Source organism: Kosakonia sp. LAM2021 (genome assembly GCF_016620385.1).
GTDB lineage: Bacteria > Pseudomonadota > Gammaproteobacteria > Enterobacterales > Enterobacteriaceae > Kosakonia > Kosakonia sacchari.
Map to the genome: position 1 here is coordinate 65916 of NZ_JAENHT010000007.1, position 25897 is coordinate 91812.

At 55.2% G+C, this 25897-nt stretch carries 18 protein-coding genes; 14 read left to right on the forward strand and 4 right to left on the reverse strand.

The window, feature by feature from the left end; all coding sequences use genetic code 11:
* The first annotated feature begins 505 nt into the window (after positions 1 to 505).
* Positions 506 to 2665, forward strand: coding sequence for a bifunctional acyl-ACP--phospholipid O-acyltransferase/long-chain-fatty-acid--ACP ligase (aas, locus tag JKP81_RS15615; protein ID WP_200552442.1), 2160 nt, complete (start codon positions 506 to 508; stop codon positions 2663 to 2665).
* Entirely contained in the window at positions 2658 to 3851 is a 1194-nt protein-coding gene (gene lplT / locus JKP81_RS15620) for a lysophospholipid transporter LplT (protein ID WP_200552443.1), read from the forward strand. Before aas ends, lplT begins: the two co-directional genes overlap by 8 nt.
* A gap of 3 nt (positions 3852 to 3854) precedes the next feature.
* Here lplT and JKP81_RS15625 read toward each other — a convergent pair whose 3' ends face one another.
* From JKP81_RS15625 to mutH, 4 genes are all read right to left on the reverse strand, one after another.
* A complete protein-coding gene (locus JKP81_RS15625) occupies positions 3855 to 4895 on the reverse strand; it encodes an NADP(H)-dependent aldo-keto reductase (protein WP_200552444.1) in 1041 nt (346 codons plus the stop codon).
* A 129-nt stretch (positions 4896 to 5024) separates the two neighbouring features.
* Positions 5025 to 5243, reverse strand: coding sequence for a lipoprotein YgdR (gene ygdR / locus JKP81_RS15630; RefSeq protein WP_007370351.1), 219 nt, complete (start codon positions 5241 to 5243; stop codon positions 5025 to 5027).
* A 146-nt stretch (positions 5244 to 5389) separates the two neighbouring features.
* Entirely contained in the window at positions 5390 to 6103 is a 714-nt protein-coding gene (locus tag JKP81_RS15635; protein WP_017457682.1) for a TerC family protein, read from the reverse strand.
* 65 nt (positions 6104 to 6168) lie between these two features.
* Complete coding sequence (gene mutH / locus JKP81_RS15640; protein ID WP_200552445.1) at positions 6169 to 6864, reverse strand: DNA mismatch repair endonuclease MutH; 696 nt, start codon at positions 6862 to 6864, stop codon at positions 6169 to 6171.
* A 681-nt stretch (positions 6865 to 7545) separates the two neighbouring features.
* Here mutH and rppH point away from each other — a divergent pair.
* The 12 genes from rppH to recD all read left to right on the forward strand — a co-directional run bounded on the left by rppH (position 7546) and on the right by recD (position 25881).
* Positions 7546 to 8076, forward strand: a complete 531-nt coding sequence (gene rppH, locus JKP81_RS15645; protein WP_017457684.1) for an RNA pyrophosphohydrolase — start codon at positions 7546 to 7548, stop codon at positions 8074 to 8076.
* A 12-nt stretch (positions 8077 to 8088) separates the two neighbouring features.
* Entirely contained in the window at positions 8089 to 10335 is a 2247-nt protein-coding gene (gene ptsP, locus JKP81_RS15650) for a phosphoenolpyruvate--protein phosphotransferase (RefSeq protein WP_200552446.1), read from the forward strand.
* A gap of 155 nt (positions 10336 to 10490) precedes the next feature.
* Positions 10491 to 11366 carry a prolipoprotein diacylglyceryl transferase gene (gene lgt, locus JKP81_RS15655; protein ID WP_017457686.1) on the forward strand — a complete coding sequence of 292 codons (876 nt, stop codon included), beginning with the start codon at positions 10491 to 10493 and terminating at the stop codon, positions 11364 to 11366.
* Positions 11367 to 11372: 6 nt separating this feature from the next.
* On the forward strand, positions 11373 to 12167 hold the full coding sequence (gene thyA / locus JKP81_RS15660; protein ID WP_200552447.1) for a thymidylate synthase: 795 nt from the start codon (positions 11373 to 11375) through the stop codon (positions 12165 to 12167).
* A gap of 184 nt (positions 12168 to 12351) precedes the next feature.
* The gene (locus JKP81_RS15665; protein WP_200552448.1) at positions 12352 to 12813 is read left to right on the forward strand and encodes a prepilin peptidase-dependent protein; all 462 of its coding nucleotides are present in this window, start codon (positions 12352 to 12354) and stop codon (positions 12811 to 12813) included.
* On the forward strand, positions 12807 to 13370 hold the full coding sequence (locus JKP81_RS15670) for a prepilin peptidase-dependent protein (RefSeq protein WP_200552449.1): 564 nt from the start codon (positions 12807 to 12809) through the stop codon (positions 13368 to 13370). The genes JKP81_RS15665 and JKP81_RS15670 overlap by 7 nt, the downstream gene beginning before the upstream one ends.
* Positions 13367 to 13774 carry a DUF2509 family protein gene (locus JKP81_RS15675; RefSeq protein WP_200552450.1) on the forward strand — a complete coding sequence of 136 codons (408 nt, stop codon included), beginning with the start codon at positions 13367 to 13369 and terminating at the stop codon, positions 13772 to 13774. The genes JKP81_RS15670 and JKP81_RS15675 overlap by 4 nt, the downstream gene beginning before the upstream one ends.
* Positions 13759 to 14082, forward strand: coding sequence for a prepilin-type N-terminal cleavage/methylation domain-containing protein (locus JKP81_RS15680; protein ID WP_200552451.1), 324 nt, complete (start codon positions 13759 to 13761; stop codon positions 14080 to 14082). The genes JKP81_RS15675 and JKP81_RS15680 overlap by 16 nt, the downstream gene beginning before the upstream one ends.
* Before the next feature lie 12 nt (positions 14083 to 14094).
* Positions 14095 to 17466 (forward strand): exodeoxyribonuclease V subunit gamma, encoded by a 3372-nt coding sequence (recC, locus tag JKP81_RS15685; protein ID WP_200552452.1) that lies wholly within the window; start codon positions 14095 to 14097, stop codon positions 17464 to 17466.
* Positions 17467 to 17619: 153 nt separating this feature from the next.
* A complete protein-coding gene (ptrA, locus tag JKP81_RS15690) occupies positions 17620 to 20520 on the forward strand; it encodes a pitrilysin (RefSeq protein ID WP_200552453.1) in 2901 nt (966 codons plus the stop codon).
* Positions 20501 to 24049, forward strand: a complete 3549-nt coding sequence (gene recB, locus JKP81_RS15695; RefSeq protein ID WP_200552454.1) for an exodeoxyribonuclease V subunit beta — start codon at positions 20501 to 20503, stop codon at positions 24047 to 24049. Before ptrA ends, recB begins: the two co-directional genes overlap by 20 nt.
* The gene (gene recD / locus JKP81_RS15700; protein WP_200552455.1) at positions 24046 to 25881 is read left to right on the forward strand and encodes an exodeoxyribonuclease V subunit alpha; all 1836 of its coding nucleotides are present in this window, start codon (positions 24046 to 24048) and stop codon (positions 25879 to 25881) included. Before recB ends, recD begins: the two co-directional genes overlap by 4 nt.
* Positions 25882 to 25897: the final 16 nt, after the last annotated feature.

The window sequence follows — 25897 nt, forward strand, 5'->3', positions numbered from 1 at the left end:
AGCTGACGCGAAGGAAATCAGTGAAAACGTTACACGCGGGAAATTGCAAAGTAATTCAGGCACAACCTTTAGTTACACTTTGCGAAGGGCTGTTTCGATTGTCTGCTGGTGGCAGGTATCCCCCCGTGACAGAGTAGAACTCCCAGAGGTATTGATAGGTGAACGCGGCCCCCAGGGTTGCACACTCGAATTACACCAACCTGCGCAGATGCGCAGGTTTTTTTTTACCTAACTCTGTAACAGTAATCGCGAATGGACACACCTCGTTTCACTTCGGCTCACTCTCTTGCTTTTTCCCGCTGGTGAGGCGCGGTGCCGCACGCGACAATCAAGGTCCCAGAGGTATTGATTGGTGATTTATTCGGTACGCTTTTCGTACTCATTTCTAGCACCAACCTGCGCGGACGCGCAGGTTTTTTTTCGCCCACGTTTTAACCCGCCGCACTTCTCATGTAATCTGCCACAATTTGATAACGTGCTTAATTTACTGGCAAAAGGAGTTGAAATGCTACTGGGCTTTTTCCGCGGCCTGTTCCGTGTGTTGTTTCGCGTACAACTGACCGGCAACACGCAGGCGCTGCAAGGCGAACGGGTGCTCATTACCCCTAACCACGTCTCTTTTATTGATGGCATTTTGCTGGCGTTATTCCTGCCGGTGCGCCCGGTTTTCGCGGTCTACACCTCTATCAGCAGCCAGTGGTACATGCGCTGGATTAGCTCGATTATTGATTTCGTGCCGCTGGATCCGACCAAGCCGATGTCGATCAAGCACCTGGTGCGGCTGGTGGAACAGGGGCGCCCGGTGGTGATTTTCCCGGAAGGGCGTATTTCGGTTTCCGGATCATTGATGAAAATTTACGACGGGGCTGGGTTTGTGGCGGCAAAATCGGGTGCGACGGTGGTCCCACTGCGTATTGATGGCGCGGAGCTAACCTACTTCAGCCGCCTTAAAGGGCTGGTAAAGCAGCGCCTGTTCCCACGTATTACTTTGCATATTTTGCCGCCTACGCATTTACCGATGCCGGATGCGCCGCGTGCGCGTGACCGTCGCAAGCTGGCGGGTGAGATGCTGCACCAAATCATGATGGAAGCGCGCATGGCTGTGCGCCCGCGCGAAACCCTGTTCGAAGCGTTGCTTTCCGCGCAGTATCGCTATGGTGCCAATAAGCACTGTGTTGAAGACATCAATTTCACCCCGGATAGCTACCGCAAGCTGCTGACCAAATCGCTGTTTGTTGCCCGTATCCTGGATAAATACAGCGCGCCGGGCGAGAAAATCGGCCTGATGTTGCCAAACGCCGGGATCAGCGCGGCGGTGATTTTCGGCGCGGTTGCGCGTGCACGCATTCCGGCGATGATGAACTACACCGCCGGCGTGAAAGGGTTAAGTAGTGCGATTACGGCAGCGCAGATCAAAACCATCTTCACATCCCGTACGTTTATGGATAAAGGCAAGCTGTGGCATCTGCCGGAGCAACTCACCCAGGTGCGCTGGGTTTACCTGGAAGATCTGAAAGGCGATGTCACCAGGGAAGACAAGCTGTGGATTTTCCGCCATCTGTTGACGCCATTAAAAGCGCAACTGCCGCAAAAACCGGAAGACCCGGCGCTGATCCTCTTCACCTCCGGTTCTGAGGGCAATCCGAAGGGCGTGGTGCATAGCCATAAAAGCTTGCTGGCGAACGTTGAGCAGATCAAAACCATCGCGGATTTCACCGCCAATGACCGCTTTATGTCGGCGCTGCCGCTGTTCCACTCGTTTGGTCTGACGGTGGGGTTATTCACGCCGTTATTCACCGGTGCGGAGGTGTTCCTTTATCCGAGCCCGCTGCACTACCGCATTGTTCCTGAACTGGTGTATGACCGTAACTGCACCGTGCTGTTTGGCACCTCGACATTCCTTGGCAATTATGCGCGTTTTGCCAACCCGTATGATTTCTTCCGTTTGCGCTATGTGGTGGCCGGAGCTGAAAAGTTGCAGGATAGCACCCGCCAGCTGTGGCAGGACAAATTTGGTCTGCGCATCCTTGAAGGTTATGGTGTGACCGAATGTGCGCCAGTGGTTTCCATTAACGTGCCGATGGCGGCAAAACCCGGCACTGTCGGGCGGATTTTACCGGGGATGGATGCGCGGTTAATGGCGGTGCCGGGCATTGAAGACGGCGGTCGCCTGCAACTGAAAGGGCCCAACGTGATGACCGGCTATCTGCGTGTGGAAAATCCTGGCGTGCTGGAAGCGCCAGCCGCGGAAAATATCAATGGCGACATGGAAGCGGGCTGGTATGACACCGGCGATATCGTGCGTTTCGATGAGCAGGGCTTTGTGCAGATTCAGGGGCGGGCGAAGCGTTTTGCCAAAATCGCCGGCGAGATGATCTCACTGGAGATTGTCGAACAACTGGCGCTGGCGGTGTCGCCGGAAAAACTGCATGCCACGGTGGTCAAGAGCGATGCCAGCAAAGGCGAGGCGCTGGTGATGTTCACCACCGACAGCGAGTTGACGCGCGATAAGCTGCAACAGCAGGCGCGGGCGCAAGGCGTGCCGGAGCTTGCCGTACCGCGCGATATTCGCTTCCTGAAACAGTTGCCCGTGCTGGGCAGTGGCAAACCTGATTTTGTGACCCTGAAAAGGATGATTGAAGAGGAAGAATCGACAGATGCATGAGTCAGTAAGCACTAACTCCTCGCTGTGGTCGCGCGGGATGATGGCGGTGATTGCCGCGCAGTTTCTCTCCGCGTTTGGCGACAATGCGCTGCTCTTCGCCACGCTGGCGCTGCTGAAAGCGGAGTTTTATCCCGACTGGAGCCAGCCGATTTTGCAGATGGTGTTTGTGGGCGCTTACATTCTTTTCGCACCCTTTGTCGGGCAGGTCGCCGACAGCTTCGCCAAAGGCCGGGTGATGATGTTTGCCAACGGCCTGAAACTGATTGGCGCGGCGAGTATTTGCGTCGGCATCAATCCCTTTGTTGGCTATTTGCTGGTAGGTGTGGGCGCGGCAGCCTATTCCCCGGCGAAGTACGGCATTCTTGGCGAAATCACTACCGGCGATAAGCTGGTGAAAGCGAATGGTTTGATGGAATCGTCGACCATCGCCGCCATTTTACTCGGCTCGATGGCTGGCGGTGTGCTGGCCGACTGGCATGTGCTGGTAGCACTCGGCGTTTGTGCGCTGGTGTATGCGGGCGCGGTGATCGCCAATCTGCTGATCCCGAAGCTGCCTGCTGCACGTCCGGGGCAATCCTGGCGCTTTACACCGATGACGTCCAGCTTCTTCACCGCCTGTAAAAGCCTGTGGCGCAACGGTGAAACGCGCTTTTCTCTGGTCGGGACTAGTCTGTTCTGGGGCGCGGGCGTGACGCTGCGTTTCCTGCTGGTGCTGTGGGTGCCAGTGGCGCTTGGGATCACGGATAACGCGACGCCAACGTACCTTAACGCGATGGTCGCTGTGGGTATTGTGGCCGGTGCCGGGCTGGCGGCGAAGCTGGTTACACTGGAAACCGTGGCGCGTTGTATGCCTGCCGGCATTCTTATTGGTGTGGCGGTGGTGCTGTTCTCCTTACAACACGCGTTACTGCCAGCCTACGGCGTGCTGATGTTGATCGGCATGTTGGGCGGTTTCTTTGTGGTGCCGCTGAACGCGCTGTTGCAAGCCATTGGTAAAGAGTCGGTTGGCGCGGGCAATGCGATTGCGGTGCAGAACCTCGGCGAAAACATGGCCATGTTGCTGATGCTGGGCCTGTACTCGCTGGCGGTGAAAGCGGGCGTACCGGTAATTGGTACCGGCGTTGGCTTTGGCGTGATTTTCGCGCTGGCAATTGCGGCGCTGTGGATCTGGCAGCGCCGCCGTTAATCGTTATGGTGCCGGGTAGGTGTAAACCTGATGCACCGCTTCGATCTCAGCCACCACGTCTGCGCTGAGATCGAGATGCAAACTTTCCACGTTGGTTTTCAGTTGCTCCATCGTCGTCGCGCCCAGCAGGGTGCTGGCGACAAAGGGCTGACGCCGCACGAAAGCCAGCGCCATTTGCGCCGGATCCAGATTGTGGCGCTTCGCGATATCCACATACGCCGCGACCGCTTTTTGCGCCTGCTCACCGCTGTAACGCGTAAAGCGGCTAAACAGCGTGTTGCGTGCGCCAGCGGGTTTCGCACCGTTGAGGTATTTGCCGGTTAGCGTACCAAACGCCAGGCAAGAATAAGCCAGCAATTCAACACCTTCATACTGACTCACTTCCGCCAGACCCACTTCAAAGCTGCGGTTTAACAGGCTGTACGGGTTCTGAATTGTCACGATGCGTGGTAGCTCATGCTTCTCGGCCAATTGCAGATAACGCATCACGCCAAACGCCGTTTCGTTTGAAACGCCGATATAGCGGATTTTCCCGGCGCGCTGGCACTCGGTCAGCACCTCCAGTGTTTCCAGCAGCGTCACGACCGGTGCGCTATCAACCCAGCTGTAACCCAGCTTGCCAAAGCAGTTGGTCGGGCGCTGCGGCCAGTGTACCTGGTAAAGATCGAGATAATCGGTTTGCAGGCGCTTTAAGCTATCGTCGAGCGCTACGCGGATGTTTTTGCGATCCAACGCCTGATTCGGGCGAATACCGCTGTCGTTGTTGCGGCCTGGACCGCTGACTTTGGAGGCGATAACCAGTTTTTCACGGTTGCCGCGTTTCGCCAGCCAGTTGCCGACATAGGTTTCCGTCAAACCTTGCGTTTCCGGACGTGGCGGAACAGGGTACATCTCGGCAACGTCAATCAGGTTGATGCCCTGGCTGACGGCGTAATCGAGCTGTGCATGGGCGTCGGCTTCGCTGTTTTGTTCACCAAACGTCATAGTGCCCAGCCCCAGGGTGCTTATTTCAAGCGAACTGTGGGGGATACGGTGATACTGCATAGCCGGCTTCCTTAAAAGTACAACGTCAGTTGAGCTGACAAAGGAATATAAACATGGCAGAGGGGAGGAAAAAGGGAAAGAGAAAAATCAAATAAAGGCCAGCAGGTGACTGACCTTTATAGCAATTTCTTAGCGTTCAATAATCTGGGATACGTCATCGCGGTTAATCTGCATTTTATTGCCCTGCTGATCGCGGTAGCTGACCAGCCCGGTATCATCGTCAATTTCTGGTTTACCGTCCGTCAGGATCATCCTGCCATCTTTTGTCGCCATCACATAATCACTGCTGCATCCGGAAACGGCGAAAGCTAACCCCACTGCGGAAATAATCACTGCCCATTTCTTCATCGTTCTGATCCTCTGGTGGCATGCGTCTGACAACAAGTTTAGTAATAACTTGCTGTCTGGAGACGAAAAAGCAGGATAATCTGAAAAAAGTGGTTAAAGGCAGATTAAAGCTAAAAAACGCTTCCCCGGTTGAGGAAGCGTTTTGTTTACAGCGGATTCTTCTTATTTCGCATCAGGTTGAGCGTTTCAACCGCGATGGAGAAGAACATGGCAAAGTAGATGTAACCTTTCGGTACATGGATGGAGACGCTTTCCAGAATCAGCGTAAAGCCAACGAGGATCAAAAACGACAGCGCCAGCATTTTGACCGACGGGTGGCGGTCAACAAATTCGCCAATCGGACGCGCGGCAAACATCATCACGCCAACGGCGATAACCACTGCCGCCATCATAATGAACAGATGATCGGACAGCCCCACCGCCGTGATCACCGAGTCGAGACTGAAGATAATGTCCAGCAGCATAATCTGCACAATCGCGCCAAAGAACGAATGCACATTGGTCTTCAATCCTTCCTCTTCCCCTTCGATCGATTCGTGGATCTCTTTACTCGCTTTCCAGATAAGGAACAGCCCACCGAGGAACAAGATCAAATCGCGGGCGGAAACGCTGTGATCAAACACGCTGAACAGCGGGTGTGTCAGCCTTGTCACCCAGGCGATAGACGCCAGCAGTAACAGCCGCATGATCATCGCCGCAGCCAGACCTAACCGACGAGCGTGATTACGCTGCGCGGTAGGCAGCTTCGCAACCACCAGAGAGAGGAAAATAATATTGTCGATCCCTAAAACGATCTCCAGCAGCGTCAGCGTACCGAGCGCGAGCCAGGCGTTGGGATCGGTTACCCATGCAAATAACATCTCTATAAAGTCCTGCCAAAAAAAGAAGCGCTAATTATAAGCACCGCTGTGGCTTAGGCAAAAATTTAATGTGGTGAGAGCAAAAAGTGACGCGCCAGCAGTGCGCCAGTGAAGTTCTTTTTCAGGTAAAAGCCGCGCGGTAAGGTGAGAATGGTTTCGCCATGTTCGCCGATGGCTTCGGTTAGCGCTTTACTGTTGGCAGCTTTCGGACGCAGTTGCAAAACTTCGCCGTGACGGGCGGTAATGCGGGTCACCTGGCCTAACACAATCAAGTCCATCAACTCTTCCCAGTCGAGCCGTAACTGCTGCTCTTCTTCCGCAGTTGGGCTCCAGAGCAGCGGCGATCCGACGCGTCGATCCGCCACCGGGATCTCGCGTGAACCTTCAATAGGGATCCATAAGACGCGCTTGAGCTTATGTCGCACATGGCTGGTTTCCCACACGACGCCACTGTTGCCGGTAAGGGGAGCCACGCAAACAAACGTGGTCTCCAGCGGGCGTCCCAGGTTATCGATCGGAATGGTTTTTAGCTCAACGCCCAGCGCGGCAAAATCCTGCTCGGGTTTACTGCCTGCGCTGGCACCGAGCCACAGCTCCAGTAGAACACCTGTCCAGCCTTTATCACGCTTTAAATCGCGCGGAACGGGCAAGCCTGCAAGCGCGGCCAGTTCGCCGAGCGTATAGCCCGCCAGGCGCTGCGCCTGGGTCAACAATTGCGCTTCTGTTTCAGGCGGTGAAGTGAAAGGAGCCAACGCGAACATGTTAAAAACCTTTTGTCTAAAAAGTAACCGCTAGTTTTGCACCGTAGCCAGGCAGTGTACCTTTTTCTGCATGGTGTGAGCAATCGTATGATTTATAAGGTAATTTAGAGAGGGTTTTCGTGAGTTGCGCAACTATGTGTTGGGTTTTCCAAATCTGGTCACTGACAATGAACAGGATCTTACACCATGTTATCCACAGAAAAGTGGGATAACTGGGGAAAAGTGCCACTACTGTTTCGATTTACAGCCTTGACGTGCGATGAAAATCGAAATTCTGCACAAAATGTGCCTAACTTATTGGCATAATCTGTGGATAAATTCGGCTCTGTTCGATCTTTCATCAGCGCCAGGATCCTTAAGGTGATGATCGTCACATTATGGAGCTGTTATCGGTTGGAAATCTATTTAACTTCATGAATTTCTGTATGTTATTTATTTCGCGTAGAACGGGTCTATTCAGACTGTTCCGGGTTTTCCCTGGGTAATTCCATACTTTTTCACAACTCTATCCACAGAAAAGGTGAATAAAAACCGTCGTCAGCATCGCTTTCTGTTTATAACTTTGATGATTACTGTGAGTTATTCAAATGTTATTCGTTCGTATCCCTGTCATAGAGTGGTTTACCGTTTTCCGGGAGTGTGAAACAATCGCTTTATTCAGACTTTTTTTGAGGTAGTCCGGTGATTGATGACGATGGCTACCGCCCAAATGTTGGAATCGTAATCTGTAATCGACAAGGTCAGGTCATGTGGGCCAGACGCTTTGGACAGCACTCATGGCAGTTTCCCCAGGGAGGAATTAACCCTGGCGAGTCTCCGGAACAAGCAATGTACCGGGAACTGTTCGAGGAAGTGGGCTTAAGTCGAAAAGATGTTCGTATCCTTGCTTCTACGCGTAACTGGTTGCGTTACAAGTTACCGAAACGTTTGGTGCGTTGGGACACAAAGCCGGTTTGTATCGGCCAGAAACAAAAATGGTTTCTTTTGCAGTTGATCGGTAACGACAGTGAGATCAACATGCAGACCAGTAGTACGCCCGAATTTGATGGCTGGCGTTGGGTGAGCTACTGGTATCCTGTTCGCCAGGTTGTGTCGTTTAAACGCGATGTCTACCGGCGGGTGATGAAAGAGTTTGCAAGCGCGGTGATGTCGCTTCAGGAAACGCCTCCGAAGCCGCAAAGTGCGCCTGCCTGGCGACGTAAACGAGGTTAAGCCACCCATATTATGCTCACCCGACTGCGAGAAATAGTTGAGAAAGTCGCCAGCGCGCCACGCCTTAACGAAGCGCTGGAAATATTGGTTACCGACGTTTGTCTGGCGATGGAAACCGAAGTGTGCTCGGTCTATCTCGCAGATCACGACCGGCGTTGTTATTACCTGATGGCGACGCGCGGTTTAAAAAAGCCGCGTGGTCGCACCGTCACGCTCGCATTCGATCAGGGGATTGTCGGTCTGGTAGGCAGGCTGGCGGAACCCATCAACCTGGCGGATGCGCAAAAACACCCCAGTTTTAAATATATCCCCGCTGTTAAAGAAGAGCGCTTTCGCGCTTTTCTTGGCGTACCTATTATTCAGCGCCGCCAGTTGCTTGGCGTGCTGGTGGTACAACAGCGTGAGCTACGCCAGTACGATGAAAGTGAAGAATCCTTTCTGGTCACGCTTGCCACCCAGATGGCGGCCATTCTCTCCCAGTCACAGTTAAACGCGCTGTTTGGTCAGTATCGGCAGACGCGAATTCGCGCCTTGCCGGCAGCGCCGGGTGTTGCTATCGCTGAAGGTTGGGTCGATGAAACGCTGCCGTTAATGGAGCAGGTTTATCCGGCCTCGACGCTTGATACCTCGCTTGAGCGTGAAAGGCTCACGGCAGCCCTGGAAGAAGCTGCCAATGAATTTCGCCGTTACAGCAAACGTTTCGCCGCCGGAGCACAAAAAGAGACGGCAGCAATTTTCGATCTCTATTCACACCTGCTTTCCGACGCGCGCCTGCGCCGTGAGCTGTTTGAAGAAGTCGACAGGGGCGTGGTGGCCGAATGGGCGGTAAAAACCGTTATTGAAAGTTTTGCTGAACAGTTCGCAGCGCTTAGCGATGGCTACCTGAAAGAGCGTTCAGGGGATTTGCGCACGCTGGGTCAGCGTTTGTTATTCCACCTCGATGACTCCATTTCCGGGCCAAACAGCTGGCCGGAGCGCTTTATCCTGGTTGCCGAGGAACTCTCCGCCACCACGCTTGCGGAGTTGCCGCACGACAGGCTGGCGGGCGTGGTAGTGCGCGATGGCGCGTCAAACTCGCATGCGGCGATTATGGTGCGCGCGCTTGGCATCCCGACGGTAATGGGGGCCGATATTCAGCCCGCCGTGCTGCAACGTCGTATGTTGGTGGTGGACGGTTATCGCGGCGAGTTGTTGGTGGATCCTGAACCGGTGCTGTTGCAGGAATACCAGCGGCTTATCAGCGAAGAGAATGAACTCAGTCGCCTTGCCGAAGACGATGTTAACCTGGCCGCGCAGCTAAAAAGCGGCGAGCGGGTGAAGGTGATGCTGAACGCGGGTTTAAGCCCGGAACATGAAGAGAAACTTGGCAACCGCATCGACGGAATTGGGCTTTATCGCACCGAAATTCCGTTTATGTTGCAAAGCGGTTTCCCGTCCGAAGAGGAACAGGTGGCGCAATATCAGGGCATGTTGCAGATGTTTAACGATAAGCCCGTGACGCTGCGTACGCTGGATGTCGGCGCGGATAAGCAATTGCCTTATATGCCCATCAGCGAAGAGAACCCTTGCCTTGGCTGGCGCGGCATTCGGATTACCCTCGACCAGCCGGAAATCTTCCTGGTGCAGGTGCGCGCCATGCTGCGCGCCAATGCGGCAACCGGGAATCTTAGTATTCTGCTGCCGATGATAACCAGCATCGACGAAATCGATGAAGCGCGCAGACTGATTGAGCGCGCCGGGCGTGAAGTGGAAGAGATGATCGGTTACGCCATCCCTAAGCCACGTATCGGTGTGATGCTGGAAGTGCCGTCAATGGTGTTTATGCTGTCGCACCTGGCGAACCGCGTTGATTTTATCTCGATTGGCACCAACGATCTGACGCAATACATCCTGGCCGTCGATCGTAACAATACCCGCGTGGCAAATATGTACGACAGCTTGCACCCGGCGGTGCTGCGGGCGCTGGCGATGATTGCCGATGAATCAGAACGGTTAGGTATTGATATCCGTCTGTGCGGCGAAATGGCCGGTGATCCGATGTGCGTCGCCGTGCTTATTGGTCTGGGGTACCGCCATCTCTCCATGAACGGACGCTCAGTGGCGCGCATTAAATATTTGCTACGGCGCATTGACTGTGAAGAGGCGCAAACGCTGGCGAGACGTACGCTGGATGCGCAACTGGCGACCGAAGTACGCCATCAAATCGCCGCATTTATGGAACGGCGTGGGTTGGGCGGCCTGATTCGCGGCGGAATTTAGCTGGCTCAGGGATATACATAACTTTTACAACTTCGCCGCCACCCGCTCGCGGTGCCTTATGCTATGATTCGCAGCTTTGGAGCGACCAGCAATTGCGGTCGCGTAGGTGAACCGCTGTCCACTTTCGGCGGAATAACAACAAGTTGTGGTGACAGATGAACAGTGGCTATCTGCATTTTCCGGACTTTGATCCGGTGATTTTTTCCATTGGACCAGTTTCTCTCCACTGGTACGGATTAATGTACCTGGTGGGCTTCGTTTTTGCGATGTGGCTGGCAACACGCCGGGCGAATCGCCCGGGCAGTGGCTGGACAAAAAACGAAGTGGAAAACCTGCTTTACGCGGGCTTTCTCGGCGTTTTCCTCGGCGGCCGTCTCGGCTATGTGCTGTTCTACAACTTCCCGGTTTTCCTGGACGACCCGCTTTATCTGTTCCGCGTGTGGGACGGGGGCATGTCCTTCCACGGCGGTTTGATTGGCGTGATTGTGGTGATGGTTATCTTCGCCAGACGCACCAAACGCAGCTTCTTCCAGGTTTCCGATTTTATTGCTCCGCTGATCCCGTTTGGCCTTGGCGCAGGACGCCTGGGTAACTTTATCAACGGTGAGCTGTGGGGACGCGTTGATCCGTCATTCCCCTATACCATGCTGTTCCCTGGCTCACGCGCGGAAGATATGGCGCTGCTGCCTTCACATCCGGAGTGGCAATCTCTGTTTGATACTTACGGCATGTTGCCGCGCCATATGTCTCAGCTTTACGAGCTGGCGCTGGAAGGCGTTGTGCTGTTTATCATCCTTAACTTGTTTATTCGCAAACCTCGCCCGACCGGCGCGGTCTCCGGCTTGTTCCTGATTGGCTACGGCGCGTTCCGTATCATCGTTGAGTTCTTCCGCCAGCCCGACGCGCAGTTTACCGGCGAGTGGGTGCAATACATCAGCATGGGGCAGATCCTCTCCATTCCGATGATCGTTGCAGGCGCAATCATGATGATTTGGGCGTACCGCCATCGTTCGCCGCAACACGTTTCCTGAGGAACCATGAAACAGTATTTAGAGTTGATGCAAAAGGTGCTGAATGAAGGCACTCCGAAAAACGACCGCACCGGGACAGGCACGCTGTCTATTTTTGGCCATCAGATGCGTTTTAATCTGCAGGACGGCTTTCCGCTGGTGACCACCAAGCGCTGCCATTTGCGTTCAATTATTCATGAGCTGCTGTGGTTCCTGCAGGGCGACACCAATATTGCCTATCTGCGGGAAAACAAAGTCACCATTTGGGACGAATGGGCCGACGAAGAGGGCAATCTTGGCCCGGTTTACGGCAAACAGTGGCGTGCGTGGCCAACGCCGGACGGTCGCCATATTGACCAGATCACGACTGTGATTAACCAGCTGAAAAACGACCCGGATTCACGTCGTATTATTGTTTCCGCGTGGAACGTGGGTGAGCTGGACAAAATGGCGCTGGCTCCATGCCACGCTTTCTTCCAGTTCTACGTGGCGGGCGGCAAGCTCTCCTGCCAACTCTACCAACGCTCCTGCGATGTGTTCCTTGGTCTGCCGTTCAACATCGCTAGCTACGCGTTGCTGGTGCATATGATGGCCCAACAGTGTGATCTGCAACCGGGGGATTTCGTCTGGACCGGTGGCGACACCCACCTTTACAGCAATCACCTGGAACAAACACGTCTGCAATTAAGCCGTGAACCGCGTGCGCTGCCGAAACTGGTTATCAAGCGTAAGCCTGGCTCGCTGTTTGACTACCGTTTCGAAGACTTCGAAATCGAAGGCTACGATTCGCATCCGGCCATCAAAGCACCTGTCGCTATCTGATTTCTACCAACATGTCATAACCGGTGCGGCAACGTACCGGTTTTTTTTGCCCGATAATCGTTTCTTCGTCCCTGCTTCCGCCTCTTCTGCAACTCACTGCAACGTGATGTATTTCTTTCGTACTGCCTCGTAATCTCTCTGTTTGCCCCTCGATCTGAATGCATGCTAACGACACACTGCCGCCATGAAAAAAGAAGAAGGCTTCACCCTGATTGAAACCCTCATCGCAATGGTGCTGATTGTTATCCTGAGCGGAGCGGGTATCTCTGGCTGGCTGAGTTGGCAGGCGCAGCAGCGGCTATGGCAAACCGCGTTGCAGGTGCGACATTTGCTTGAACGTCTGCGCGATGATGCCAACGGACACAATCGTTCGCAGCTGGTATACGGCATTCGCGAAGGCGAACGCTGGTGCCTGGTGAATTCGCCGTCGCAAAACTGCGCTGTGCAGAATGCTTACTCACTGCAGCCTCAATGGCCTGACGTCACGCTAGTTGATGTGACACCTTCGCTGGGGTTCTTTGGACTGCGCAACACTGCCTGGCCCGGCAATATTCGGCTGCGTAGCAGTGCAGGGGAGTGGCGAGTGGTGGTTTCGGCATGGGGCAGGATCAGAATGTGTCAGCCATCAGCGGAGAATCTATGTTAGACAGGCAAAAAGGGTTTTCACTGTTGGAAACCGTGCTGGCGATGGCAATCGGCAGCGTGCTGTTACTGGCGTCTGCCCGTTTTTTACCGGCGCTACAGCTGGCAGTAACGCAGCACACGCGTATCCAGACGGTGGAAGACGATCTCTGGCTGCAACTGCGTGGCATCGCAAAACATCTCCAGCGAGCGGGATATTGCAATGGTAGCTGTAGTGGCCAGCCGCTGGTTATCAGTAGTAGCGGCGATTGTGTTATTGCTCAGTGGGACGCCAACAGCAATGGGCGCTGGGAGTCATCGGGAAGCAGTGAACCGGAACAAACCGGCTTTCGGCTGCAAAGTGGCGCGCTGGAAATCATGCGCGGAGCAACATCCTGCAGTGGCCGGGGTTGGGAAAAAATTACCGATCCTGCTCAAATGAGCATTGAGCGTTTTCATGTCGCTCAGCGTCAGACGCCGGGGTTTGCGCCACAGCTTGCGATCACACTCTCAGCGCGTGTTCCGGGGAATGTCGGGCAACCCTTTACCGCTGATTTAAGCGTGACCGGGTACAATTTATGAACCGGCAACGAGGGATGTCGTCAATGGGGCTGGTATTGTTGTTATTGCTGCTGGGTAGCCTGATGTTGCACGGCTTAAACCTGCAATTGAGCAGCCATATCTGGCGCGTGAATAATGAAAACCAGGGGATACGCAATGCTGCGGAAATCTCTTCAGCCATGGAGTGGGCGCGTCATCAAACCTGGCCTGCTCAGCCCGCGCAGCAGTGCCAGCAAAGCGCCGGGCAAAATGTTCGCAGTTGTTTACGCGTTTTTACCGATGGGGCTGCGCTACTGATTGTCGCGAACGCTAAAACATCGCTGTGGCATCTGGGGCGTGTGGAGGGGGCGCAGGTCCGTTTTTTGCCTCATGGCTGGAGTGATTTTTGTCCACTGAAAGAGGAAGCGCTATGCCGGTTGCCGTAAATAAACAACGAGGCTTTAGCCTTACCGAAGTTCTGCTGGCTATGGTGTTAATGGTGATGGTTGTTACCGCGCTTGGCGGTTATCATCGTGCGATGGCCTCAGGGTTTGTATCCACCAGCCAGTGGCGACAGCTATGGCGCTACGCCTGGGAACAGGCGCAACCAGAAGTATCATCGTTACCGCCAGGCTGGCAAGTTCAGCGGGGGCAGACAACCACCGGGGGATGTGTCAGCATCAACGTTACCGTTAGTTCGCCGGCGGGCAGGCAGGGGAAAATGACGCGATTATTTTGTCCGAACAGTCAGTAGTCAGGAGCGCTTATGTTAAGGGTTTACCACTCCAATCGTCTGGATGTGCTGGAAGCATTGATGGAGTTTATTGTTGAGCATAACAGGCTCGACGATCCCTTTGAGCCTGAAGTTGTGCTGGTACAAAGCACGGGCATGGCGCAATGGCTGCAAATGACGCTCGCGCAGAAGTTCAGTATTGCCGCCAATATTACCTTCCCGCTGCCAGCGAGCTTTATTTGGGAGATGTTCGTCACCGTACTGGACGGCATTCCGAAAGAGAGCGCGTTTAACAAACAGAGCATGAGCTGGAAGCTCATGTCGCTGCTGCCCGGCATGCTGGAGCAAGACGCGTTCACCATGCTGCGCCATTATCTGAATGACGACGATGACAAACGTAAACTCTTCCAGCTCTCTTCACGGGTGGCGGATCTTTACGATCAATATCTCGTTTACCGCCCGGAGTGGCTGACGCGATGGGAAGCGGGTGAACAGATCGACGGGCTGGATGAAGCGCAGCGCTGGCAGGCACCGCTGTGGCGCGCATTGGTGGAACATACTGCCGCGCTGGGGCAGCCACACTGGCACCGCGCCAATCTCTATCAGCGTTTTATCGATAAGCTTGAATCGGCTGCGCAGCGACCCGCCGGTTTGCCTTCGCGCGTCTTTATTTGTGGGATTTCCGCGCTGCCGCCCATCTATTTGCAAGCGCTTCAGGCGCTGGGTAAGCATATTGATGTCCATCTTTTATTTACGAATCCCTGTCGCTACTACTGGGGCGACATCAAAGATCCGGCGTTTCTGGCGAAACTGATCACCCGTAATCGTCGGCATCACCGGGAAAACCGACAGTTTCCCCTGTTCCGTGATACACAAAACGCCGAAGGTCTGTTCAATGCCGATGGTGAGCAGGATGTTGGTAATCCCTTGCTGGCTTCGTGGGGCAAGTTGGGGCGGGACAACATTTTCCTGCTGGCGGGCATGGAGCATTATGAAGAACTGGATGCTTTCGTCGATATTACGCCCGGCTCGCTGCTGCGAAACATTAAGTACGATATCCTGGAACTGCAAAATGGTGCGGTTGCAGGAGTAACGGCAGAAGAGTTTTCCCGCAGTGATAAAAAACGGCTGCTTGATCCCAACGATCGCAGCGTAACGGTGCATATCTGCCACAGCCCGCAGCGAGAAGTAGAGATTCTGCATGACCGGCTGCTAACGATGCTGGAAGAGGATCCTGAGCTGACGCCTCGCGATATCGTGGTCATGGTCGCCGATATCGACAGCTACAGCCCGTATATTCAGGCGGTTTTCGGTAGCGCCACTGGTGAGCGTTATCTTCCCTATGCTATTTCCGACCGCCGCGCGCGGCAGGCTCATCCTGCGCTGCAGGCCTTTATCAGTTTGCTCTCCCTGCCTGACAGCCGCTTTGTTAGTGAAGATGTGCTGGCGCTGCTGGATGTTCCGGTGCTGGCGGCGCGTTTCAACATCAATGAAGAGGGGCTACGTTACCTGCGCTTATGGGTCAATGAGTCCGGCATTCGCTGGGGAATGGACGACGACAACGTACGTGAGCTGGAATTACCACCGACCGGGCAGCACACCTGGCAATTTGGCCTGACGCGAATGCTGCTCGGTTATGCGATGGAAAGCCGCCAGGGTGAATGGCAGTCGATTTTACCGTATGACGAATCCAGCGGGCTTATCGCGGAGTTAGTCGGCCATCTGGCGGAACTGTTGATGCAGCTTAACATCTGGCGTCGCGGCCTGTCTGAAGCGCGGCCGCTGGAGGAGTGGCTCCCGGTTTGCCGCGACATGCTCAATGACTTTTTCCTGCCAGACCAGGAGACAGAAGCCGCACTGGCTCTGATTGAACAGCAGTGGCAGGACATTATCGCGCAGGGCGTTGGTGCCAATTACCACGAAGCGATCCCGCTTTCGTTACTGCGTGACGAGTTGGCTCAGCGCCTCGATCAGGAGCGTATAAGTCAGCGTTTTCTCGCGGGGCCTGTGAATATCTGCACTCTGATGCCGATGCGCTCTATTCCTTTCAAAGTGGTCTGTCTGCTGGGCATGAATGATGGCGTCTACCCTCGTGCGCTGCCTCCGCTGGGGTTTGACCTGATGAGCCAAAAGCCGCAGCGTGGCGACCGCAGCCGTCGGGATGATGACCGCTACTTGTTCCTCGAAGCACTTAACTCTGCACAACAGCAGCTCTATATCAGCTATATCGGCCGCTCTATCCAGGATAATAAAGAGCGCTTTCCCTCGGTGTTGGTGCAGGAGCTGGTGGATTACATTGGGCAGAGCCACTACCTGCCTGGTGATGCATTGCTTAACTGCGACGAAAGCGAGCAGCGGGTAAAGGCACATATCACGCATCTGCATACGCGGATGCCGTTTGATCCGGCAAACTATACGGTTGACGAGTGGCAAAGTTATGTCCGCGACTGGCTACCGGCCGCGAGTTCGCAGGGCCAGGCGCATGCCGAGTTTATTCAAGCGCTGGATGACGTGCCGCTTGAGACACTCACTGTTGATCAGCTCCAGCGTTTTTGGGCGCACCCGGTGCGCGCTTTTTTCCAGATGCGCCTGCGCGTTAATTTCCGCCCGGAGGAGAGTGAAATTCCGGATGCTGAGCCGTTTATCCTTGATGGCCTGAGCCGTTATCAACTCAATCAGGAGATATTAAATACGCTGGTCGAAGAGCAAGACGCAGAGAAGCTGTTTCGCCGCTACCGCGCGGCTGGTGTACTGCCTTATGGGGCGTTCGGTGAAATTATCTGGGAATCTCAATGTCAGGAGATGCAGGAGCTGGCTAACCGCGTTATTGAATATCGCCAGCCTTCTGACAGCCTCGAAATTGACCTGCATTGCGCAGGCGTTCATCTCACCGGATGGCTGCCGCGTGTGCAGCCAGATGGACTATTGCGCTGGCGTCCAGCCTTGTTGAACGTTTCGCAAGGCCTGCAACTTTGGCTGGAACATCTTGTCTATTGTGCCAGCGGCGGCACCGGCACCAGCCGCTTGTTCGTTCGCAAAGAGGGCGAATGGTGTTTTCCCCCGCTAGCTGCTGATAAGGCGCGGGAATATCTGGCAACGCTGATTGAAGGCTATCGGGAAGGCATGGTGAAACCGCTTCTGCTGTTGCCGGAAAGCGGCGGCGCATGGATAAAAGTCTGTTATGACGCGGCAAATGATGCCATGTTAAAGGACGAAGAGACGTTACAAAAAGCGCAGAGTAAATTCCTGCAGGCGTATGAAGGCAACATGGTGGTGCGCGGTGAAGGCGATGATGTCTGGTATCAGCGCCTGTGGCGAACCCTTGAACCTGAGTATTACGCTGAAATTACCGAACAAGCGCAGCGTTTTCTGTTACCGCTTTATCGACACAACCAGTCCGATTGATTGTATAAAAATTGCGCGAAGTGGTTGCATCCATTATCATGCGCGACGGTCACGGACTGATATAACAAGAGTGCTGGCTCAGCCAGCACAGGTTTACCCGGCTTTCTCGATTATCCCTGGGCGAGCCGGAAAAGTTAATGATGAGGTTCGTGAATGCCCCGCAGCACCTGGTTAAAAGCTTTCGTCCTGTTTTTTGCCCTCTGGGCTTCATTCAGTCAGGCAGACAACGGTTGGCAACCTGTTCAGGAAACTATCCGTAAGAGCGACAAAGATACCCGTCAATATCAGGCGATACGCCTTGATAACGGCATGGTCGTGTTGCTGGTGTCCGACGCGCAGGCGGTCAAATCGCTCTCTGCTCTGGTAGTGCCGGTCGGCTCGCTGGAAGATCCGGATGCGCACCCCGGCCTTGCTCACTATCTTGAGCACATGACACTGATGGGTTCGAAAAAATACCCGCAGCCCGATAGTCTGGCCGAATTCCTTAAGCTGCATGGCGGCAGCCACAATGCCAGCACCGCGCCTTATCGCACCGCTTATTATCTGGAAGTGGAAAACAATGCGCTGGAAGGGGCTGTTGACCGTTTAGCCGATGCCATTGCCGCTCCCATGCTGGATAAAAAATATGGTGCACGCGAGCGCAACGCGGTCAACGCCGAGCTGACAATGGCCCGTACCCGTGACGGTATGCGTATGGCGCAGGTCAGCGCGGAAACCATCAACCCGGCACACCCTGGCGCGCGCTTCTCCGGCGGTAACCTTGAAACCCTGAGCGATAAGCCGGGCAGCCCTGTTCATGCCGCTTTGCTGGCGTTTCGCGATAAATACTACTCGGCCAACCTGATGAAGGCGGTGATCTACAGTAACCGTCCATTAGCTGATCTGGCGAAAATTGCCGTCGAAACGTATGGCCGTGTACCGAATAAAAATATCGACAAGCCGGACATCACGGTTCCCGTGGTGACCGACGCGCAGAAAGGCATCATCATCCACTATGTCCCGGCGGTGCCGCGTAAAGTGCTGCGTGTGGAGTTTCGTATTGATAACAATACTGCCGCCTTTCGCAGCAAAACGGACGAGCTTATCACCTATTTGATTGGTAACCGCAGCCCGGGCACGCTCTCGGACTGGCTACAAAGTCAGGGGTTGGTAGAAGGGATTCGCGGTGATTCCGATCCGGTGGTGAATGGCAACAGCGGTGTGCTGGCCATATCCGCAACGTTGACCGATAAAGGTCAGGCCAATCGTGGCGAAGTCGTGGCCGCCATTTTCAGCTATCTGCAACTGTTGCGCGAAAAGGGCGTTGATAAGCGTTATTTCGACGAGCTGGCACATATTCTCAATCTCGATTTCCGCTATCCCTCTATTACCCGCGATATGGATTACGTCGAGTGGCTGGCGGACACCATGATCCGCGTGCCTGTCGCCCATACGCTGGATTCGGTTAACATTGCCGATCGGTTCGATGCCAAAGCAGTGCAGGCTCGTCTTGATGAGATGACGCCGCAAAATGCGCGTATCTGGTACATCAGCCCGGATGAGCCGCACAATAAAACGGCCTATTTTGTTGAAGCACCTTACCAGGTGAATAAGATCACGCCGGAAACTTACGCCGACTGGCAGACGCGCCAGAGCCGTATCGCGCTGAAATTTCCGGAGTTGAATCCCTACATTCCGGACGACTTCACGCTGATAAAACCAGCGAAGCAGTACGAACACCCTGAACTGATTGTCGATGAGCCGACACTGCGCGTGGTGTATATGCCAAGCCAATATTTCGCCAACGAGCCCAAAGCGGATGTCAGCGTGGTGTTGCGTAACCCGCAGGCGATGGATAGCGCGAAAAACCAGGTGATATTTGCCCTTAATGATTATCTGGCGGGGCTGGCACTCGATCAGCTCAGCAATCAGGCTGCGGTCGGTGGCATCAGTTTTTCCACCAATGCCAATAACGGTTTAATGCTTAACGCCAACGGGTATACCCAGCGTTTGCCGCAGCTTTTCCAGGCGCTGCTGGCGGGTTATTTCAGCTATACGCCGACGGAAGAACAGCTTGCCCAGGCCAAATCCTGGTATGCGCAGATGATGGATTCCGCCGAAAAAGGCAAAGCGTTCGATCAGGCAATCATGCCGATCCAGATGTTATCGCAGGTGCCCTATTTCCAGCGTGAAGAGCGCCGCGCGTTACTGCCGTCTATTACCTTGCAGGATATTTTGCACTACCGCGATGCGCTGAAAAATAATGCGCGTCCGGAATTCCTGGTGGTGGGTAACCTGAGCGAACAGCAGACGAAAGACCTCGCTCATGACGTGCAAAAACAGCTTGGCGCTAACGGTACGGTGTGGTGCCGAAACCAGAACGTCGTGGTGGACAAGCAGCAGAATGTGAGCTTTGAAAAAGCGGGAAACAGCACGGACTCCGCACTCGCGGCGGTGTTTGTACCTACCGGTTTTGATGAGTTCAGCAGTTCGGCGTACAGCGCCATGTTAGGGCAAATCGTGCAGCCGTGGTTCTATAACCAACTGCGCACGGAAGAACAACTGGGTTACGCCGTGTTCGCCTTCCCAATGAGCGTAGGTCGCCAGTGGGGGATGGGATTCCTGTTGCAAAGCAACGACAAGCAGCCAGCCTATCTCTGGGAGCGCTACAAGGCATTCTTCCCCACCGCAGAAGCGAAATTACGGGCAATGAAGCCGGAAGAGTTTGCGCAGCTTCAGCAGGGCGTCATCGCGCAACTTACGCAAGCGCCGCAAACGTTAAGTGAAGAAGCTTCCAAACTCAGCAAAGATTTCGATCGTGGCAATATGCGCTTCGATTCGCGTGATAAAGTAGTCGCTCAGATAAAACTGCTGACGCCGCAAAAACTTGCCGATTTCTTCCATCAGGCGGTGGTAGAGCCGCAAGGTATGGCGATCCTGTCGCAGATCTCCGGTAGCCAGAGCGGTAAAGCAGATTATGCCCGCCCGCAAGGCTGGAAGGTCTGGGATAGCACCAGCGCGTTGCAGCAAACCTTACCGAAGATGACCGAGAAAGATGAGAGAAACGACCGCTGAGACCCTTGATCCCCTGCGCTTGCCGCTCACCGGCGAGCGCCTGATTGAAGCCTCTGCGGGTACCGGTAAAACCTTTACCATTGCCGCGCTCTATTTGCGGCTGCTATTAGGGTTAGGCGGCAGCACCGCCTACCCGCGCCCGCTCAGCGTTGAAGAACTGCTGGTGGTGACGTTCACCGAGGCCGCGACAGAAGAGCTGCGCGGCCGCATTCGCAGTAACATCCATGAGCTGCGCATTGCTTGCCTGCGCGAAACGACCGATAACCCGCTGTACGCCCGTCTGCTGGACGAGATTGCCGATAAGCAACAGGCGGCACAGTGGCTGCTGCTGGCAGAGCGGCAAATGGACGAAGCGGCCATCTTTACGATCCACGGTTTTTGCCAGCGCATGCTGAGCCTGAATGCCTTCGAATCCGGCATGCTGTTTGAACTGCAACTGCTGGAAGATGAGTCGTTACTGCGTTACCAGGCCTGTGCGGATTTCTGGCGTCGTCACTGCTACCCGCTGACGCGTGAAATTGCTGAAGTTATCCATGCTTCGTGGAAAGGACCGCAGGATCTGCTGAAAGCGATCGATCGCTATCTGCAAGGGGAAGCGCCGCAAATTAAAACGCCGCCAGCGGCAGACGAAACGCTGGCGTCGCGCCATCAGCAAATTATTGCGCAGATTGGCGAGGTGAAGCGTCAGTGGAGCGCTTGTGTTAATGAAATCGAGCCTCTGCTCGAAAACTCCGGTATTGACCGGCGTAAATTTAACCGTGGCAACCAGGCGAAGTGGATCGAGAAAATCTCCACCTGGGCGCAGGAGGAGACCCGCAGTTACCTGTTGCCGGACGCGCTGGAAAAATTCACGCAGTCCTTTCTTACTGAACGCACAAAACCTGACGGCGTTGTGCCAGAACACCCGCTTTTTGTCGCCATTGAAAAGTTGCTGGCGCAGTCATTGACGCTTAACGATCTGGTGCTGACCAGCGCGATGCGTGAGATTCGTGAAACGGTGGCAAAAGAGAAACGCCGACGCGGTGAACTGGGCTTTGACGATATGCTCAGCCGCCTTGATGATGCCCTGCGAAGCCCGAACGGCGAAGCGTTGGCTGCGGCAATCCGTACCCGTTTCCCGGTTGCGATGATCGATGAGTTTCAGGATACCGACCCGCAGCAGTACCGTATTTTTAGCCGCATCTGGTTGAAACAGCCGGATTGCGGTTTATTGCTGATTGGCGACCCAAAACAGGCCATCTACGCGTTTCGCGGCGCGGATATTTTCACCTATATGAAAGCGCGCGATGAAGTGAGTGCCCGCTATACGCTGGATACCAACTGGCGCTCGTCGCCAGGCATGATTGCCAGCGTCAACCAGCTCTTCAGCCGGATGGAAGACGCTTTCATTTTCCGCCAGATCCCGTTCCTGCCGGTAAAAGCAGCCGGCAAAAACGCAGGCTTACGCTTTGCGTATCAGGGAGAAACGCAGCCTGCGATGAAGCTGTGGCTGATGGAGGGTGACGGCGTAAGCGTCGGGGATTATCAGGGATTTATGGCGCAGTTATGCGCAGCACAAATCCGCGACTGGCTGAGCGCCGGGCTGCGGGGCGAAGCGCTGCTGTATGAAGGGGAAAACGCGCGGCCGGTCAAAGCGTCGGATATTACCGTGCTGGTGCGCAGCCGCCATGAAGCCTCGCTTATCCGCGATGCACTGACGTTACTGAATATCCCGTCTGTGTACCTTTCCAACCGTGACAGCGTTTTTGAAACACCGGAAGCGCAGGAGTTGCTGTGGCTTTTGCAGGCGGTGCTGGCGCCGGAGCGCGAAAGTACGCTGCGCAGTGCGCTGGCGACTTCCTTGCTGGGGCTTACCGCGCTGGATATTGATGCGCTCAACCAGAATGAGCTGGCGTGGGATGAGATTGTCGAAGAGTTTTCCCGCTATCGCGAGCTGTGGCAAAAACGCGGTGTGATGGCGATGCTGCGCAGGCTGATGAGCGCGCGACAGGTGGCCGAAAACTTACTGGCAACCCCCGGCGGTGAACGACGGCTGACGGATATCCTGCATATCAGCGAGTTGTTGCAGGAGGCGGGTACGCAACTGGAAAGTGAACATGCGCTTACCCGCTGGCTGGCGCAGCGTATCGCTGAGCCGAATGCTAACGCCTCGAGCGAGCAATTGCGGCTGGAGAGTGATAAACACCTGGTGCAGATTGTCACCATCCACAAATCGAAAGGGCTGGAGTATCCGCTGGTCTGGCTGCCGTTTATCGCCAATTTCCGCATTCAGGATCAGGGCTTTTACCATGATCGTGACTCCTTTGCCGCCGTGCTCGATCTCAGCCATGCCGAAGAGAGTGTCGCGCTGGCTGAAGCAGAGCGTCTGGCCGAAGACCTGCGCTTGCTGTACGTGGCCTTGACTCGTTCGGTCTGGCATTGCAGCCTGGGGGTTGCCCCACTGTTTCGTCGTCGTGGCGAAAAAACCGGCGCCAGTGATTTTCACCAGAGCGCGCTGGGGCGGCTTCTGCAAAAAGGCGAAGCGCTGGATGCCGCAGCGCTACGTAACGTTTTACAGGAATTGTGTAATGACGATATTGCCCTTTGCATTCCGTCAATGCCGGACGCCGGGCGCTGGCAGCTGCCGCAAACGGAATCACCGACGCTGAGTGCGCGTGAAATCACGCGGCGCATCAGCGATGACTGGCGTGTCACCAGCTATTCCGGGTTGCAGCAGCGTGCTCATGGCATCGCTCAGGATCTGTTGCCGCGTCTGGATATCGACGCAGCCGGAGAGCGAGAGGCGTTGCAGGAGCCAGTATTAACGCCGCACCAGTTTCCACGCGGTGCGGCACCAGGGACATTTTTGCACAGCTTGTTTGAAGATCTGGATTTTACGCAGCCGGTCGCTGACGCCTGGGTTGCAGAGAAATTGCTGGTGGGCGGTTACGAAGCACACTGGCAGCCAGTGCTAAGCCGATGGCTGGAAACAGTGTTACATGTGCCACTGGCGCAAACGGGCATTTCCCTGAGCCAACTGACGAACAAAGAGAAGCAGGTGGAGATGGAGTTTTACCTGCCGATTAGCGCCATGCTGAGCGCGGAGGCGCTGGATGAGCTCATCCGGCGTTATGATCCGCTATCGGCTGGCTGCCCGCCGCTCGATTTTCGCGATGTGCGCGGCATGTTGAAAGGGTTTATCGACCTGGTGTTTCGCCACAACGGGCGTTATTACCTGCTGGATTACAAATCTAACTGGCTGGGCGAGAGCGCTGAAGCCTACACGCAAGCAGCCATGGCGGCGGCGATGCAGTCGCACCGCTACGACTTGCAGTACCAGCTTTACAGCCTGGCGTTGCACCGCTTTTTACGCCATCGCATTACAGGGTATGACTATGAACACCATTTCGGTGGCGTGATTTATCTCTTCCTGCGTGGCGTGGATGCGCAAAATCCGCAGCAGGGGATTTTCACTATCCGGCCTGATGTTGAATTGATTACACAAATGGACGACCTGTTCGCAGGCGTTGCGCCGGAGGTTGCGCCATGAGTATGCAAAGTTTGCTGCAGGAAGCGGTGGAGCAAAAGCTGCTGCGCGCGCTGGATGTGCAGTTTGCGTTGACGGTCGCCACGGAGCAGGAACCTGCCGTGATGCTGGCTGCTGCGTTGCTCAGCCATGACACCGGTGAAGGGCACGTATGCCTGCCGCTCGCGCGTCTTACGCCGGAGATATACGGCAAAGACTCGTCGCTGTTTAGCGAGTTATTCGCCCTCGCGGGCAACCCGGATGACTGGGATAACGTCTTACTGAGTTCGCCCGCGGTGAGCGAAAGCGAAGCCGCTACGCCGATGATTCTTACCGATTCCCGCCTCTACCTGAACCGTATGTGGTGCCACGAGCGGCGGGTTGCCGCGTTTTTTGCCGCACAGGCACCATTGCAGGATATCGATGAAACGCGAATGGCGCAGACGCTCGAGAGGCTATTTCCCTCCTCGTCGGGAACAGAAATCAACTGGCAAAAAGTGGCCGCCGCCGTAGCGCTTACCCGGCGGATTTCGGTGATTTCCGGTGGGCCAGGAACCGGAAAAACCACGACCGTGGCGAAACTGCTCGCGGCGCTGGTGCAGACGGTGGACGGCGATAAGTGCCGTATTTGCCTTGCCGCACCAACCGGGAAAGCCGCCGCGCGCCTGACCGAATCGCTGGGCAATGCGCTACGCCAGTTGCAACTGGATGCACGACAAAAAGCGATGCTGCCGGATGAGGCCAGCACGCTGCACCGGTTGCTTGGTGCGCAGCCCGGCAGCCAGCGCATGCGTCACCATGCGGGTAACCCGTTGCATCTGGATGTGCTGGTGGTCGATGAAGCGTCCATGATTGATTTGCCTATGATGTCGCGGTTAATCGATGCGCTCCCTTCTCGGGCGCGGGTGATTTTTCTTGGCGATCGCGATCAACTGGCTTCGGTGGAAGCCGGCGCGGTGCTGGGTGATATCTGTGCGTGGGTCAATGCCGGGTATAGCGCTGAACGTGCAGCGCAATTGTCGCGTCTGACAGGTACGCCAGTTCCCGAAGGTATTGCCGATGCAGGCAGCTTGCGTGACTGCCTCTGTTTGCTGCAAAAAAGCTACCGCTTTGGCAGTGATTCGGGGATTGGCCAGCTCGCCGCCGCCGTCAACCGGGGCGATAAACGCGCGATGCAAGCGGTATTCAGCCAGGGCTTTGCTGACATTGAGCGTAAAGCCCTGAACAGCGCGGAAGAGTATCAGGGCATGATTGACGATGCGCTGGCGGGTTATGCGCGCTTTCTCTCATTGGTGCGAAGCCACGCCGGGCCGAAAGAGGTGATTGCCGCCTTTGGCGAATACCAGCTGCTCTGCGCCTTGCGTGAAGGGCCGTTTGGCGTCAGCGGGCTGAATGAGCGGCTGGAGCTGGCGCTGGTACGTCAGCACCAGATTACCCGGCTGGCGCATTCGCGCTGGTATCACGGGCGACCGGTGATGATTTCGCGTAACGATTCGGCACTGGGGCTGTTTAATGGCGATATTGGTATCACGCTGGATCAAGGGCAGGGGATCCGCGTCTGGTTCCCGATGCCGGATGGCGAGATCAAACCGGTGTTGCCAAGCCGCTTGCCGGAGCATGATACCGCGTGGGCGATGACGGTACATAAATCGCAGGGTTCGGAGTTTGATCATGCTGCACTGATCCTGCCCGGACAGATTGCGCCGGTGATAACGCGTGAACTGGTTTACACCGCGATTACCCGCGCCCGTAATCGCTTGTCGGTGTATGCCGATGAACGCGTGCTGGGGCAGGCGATTGCGACCCGCACTGAACGGCGCAGCGGGCTGGATTCACTCTTTCGTTCGCGGATGTAAAAAGCCCCCGCAGAAG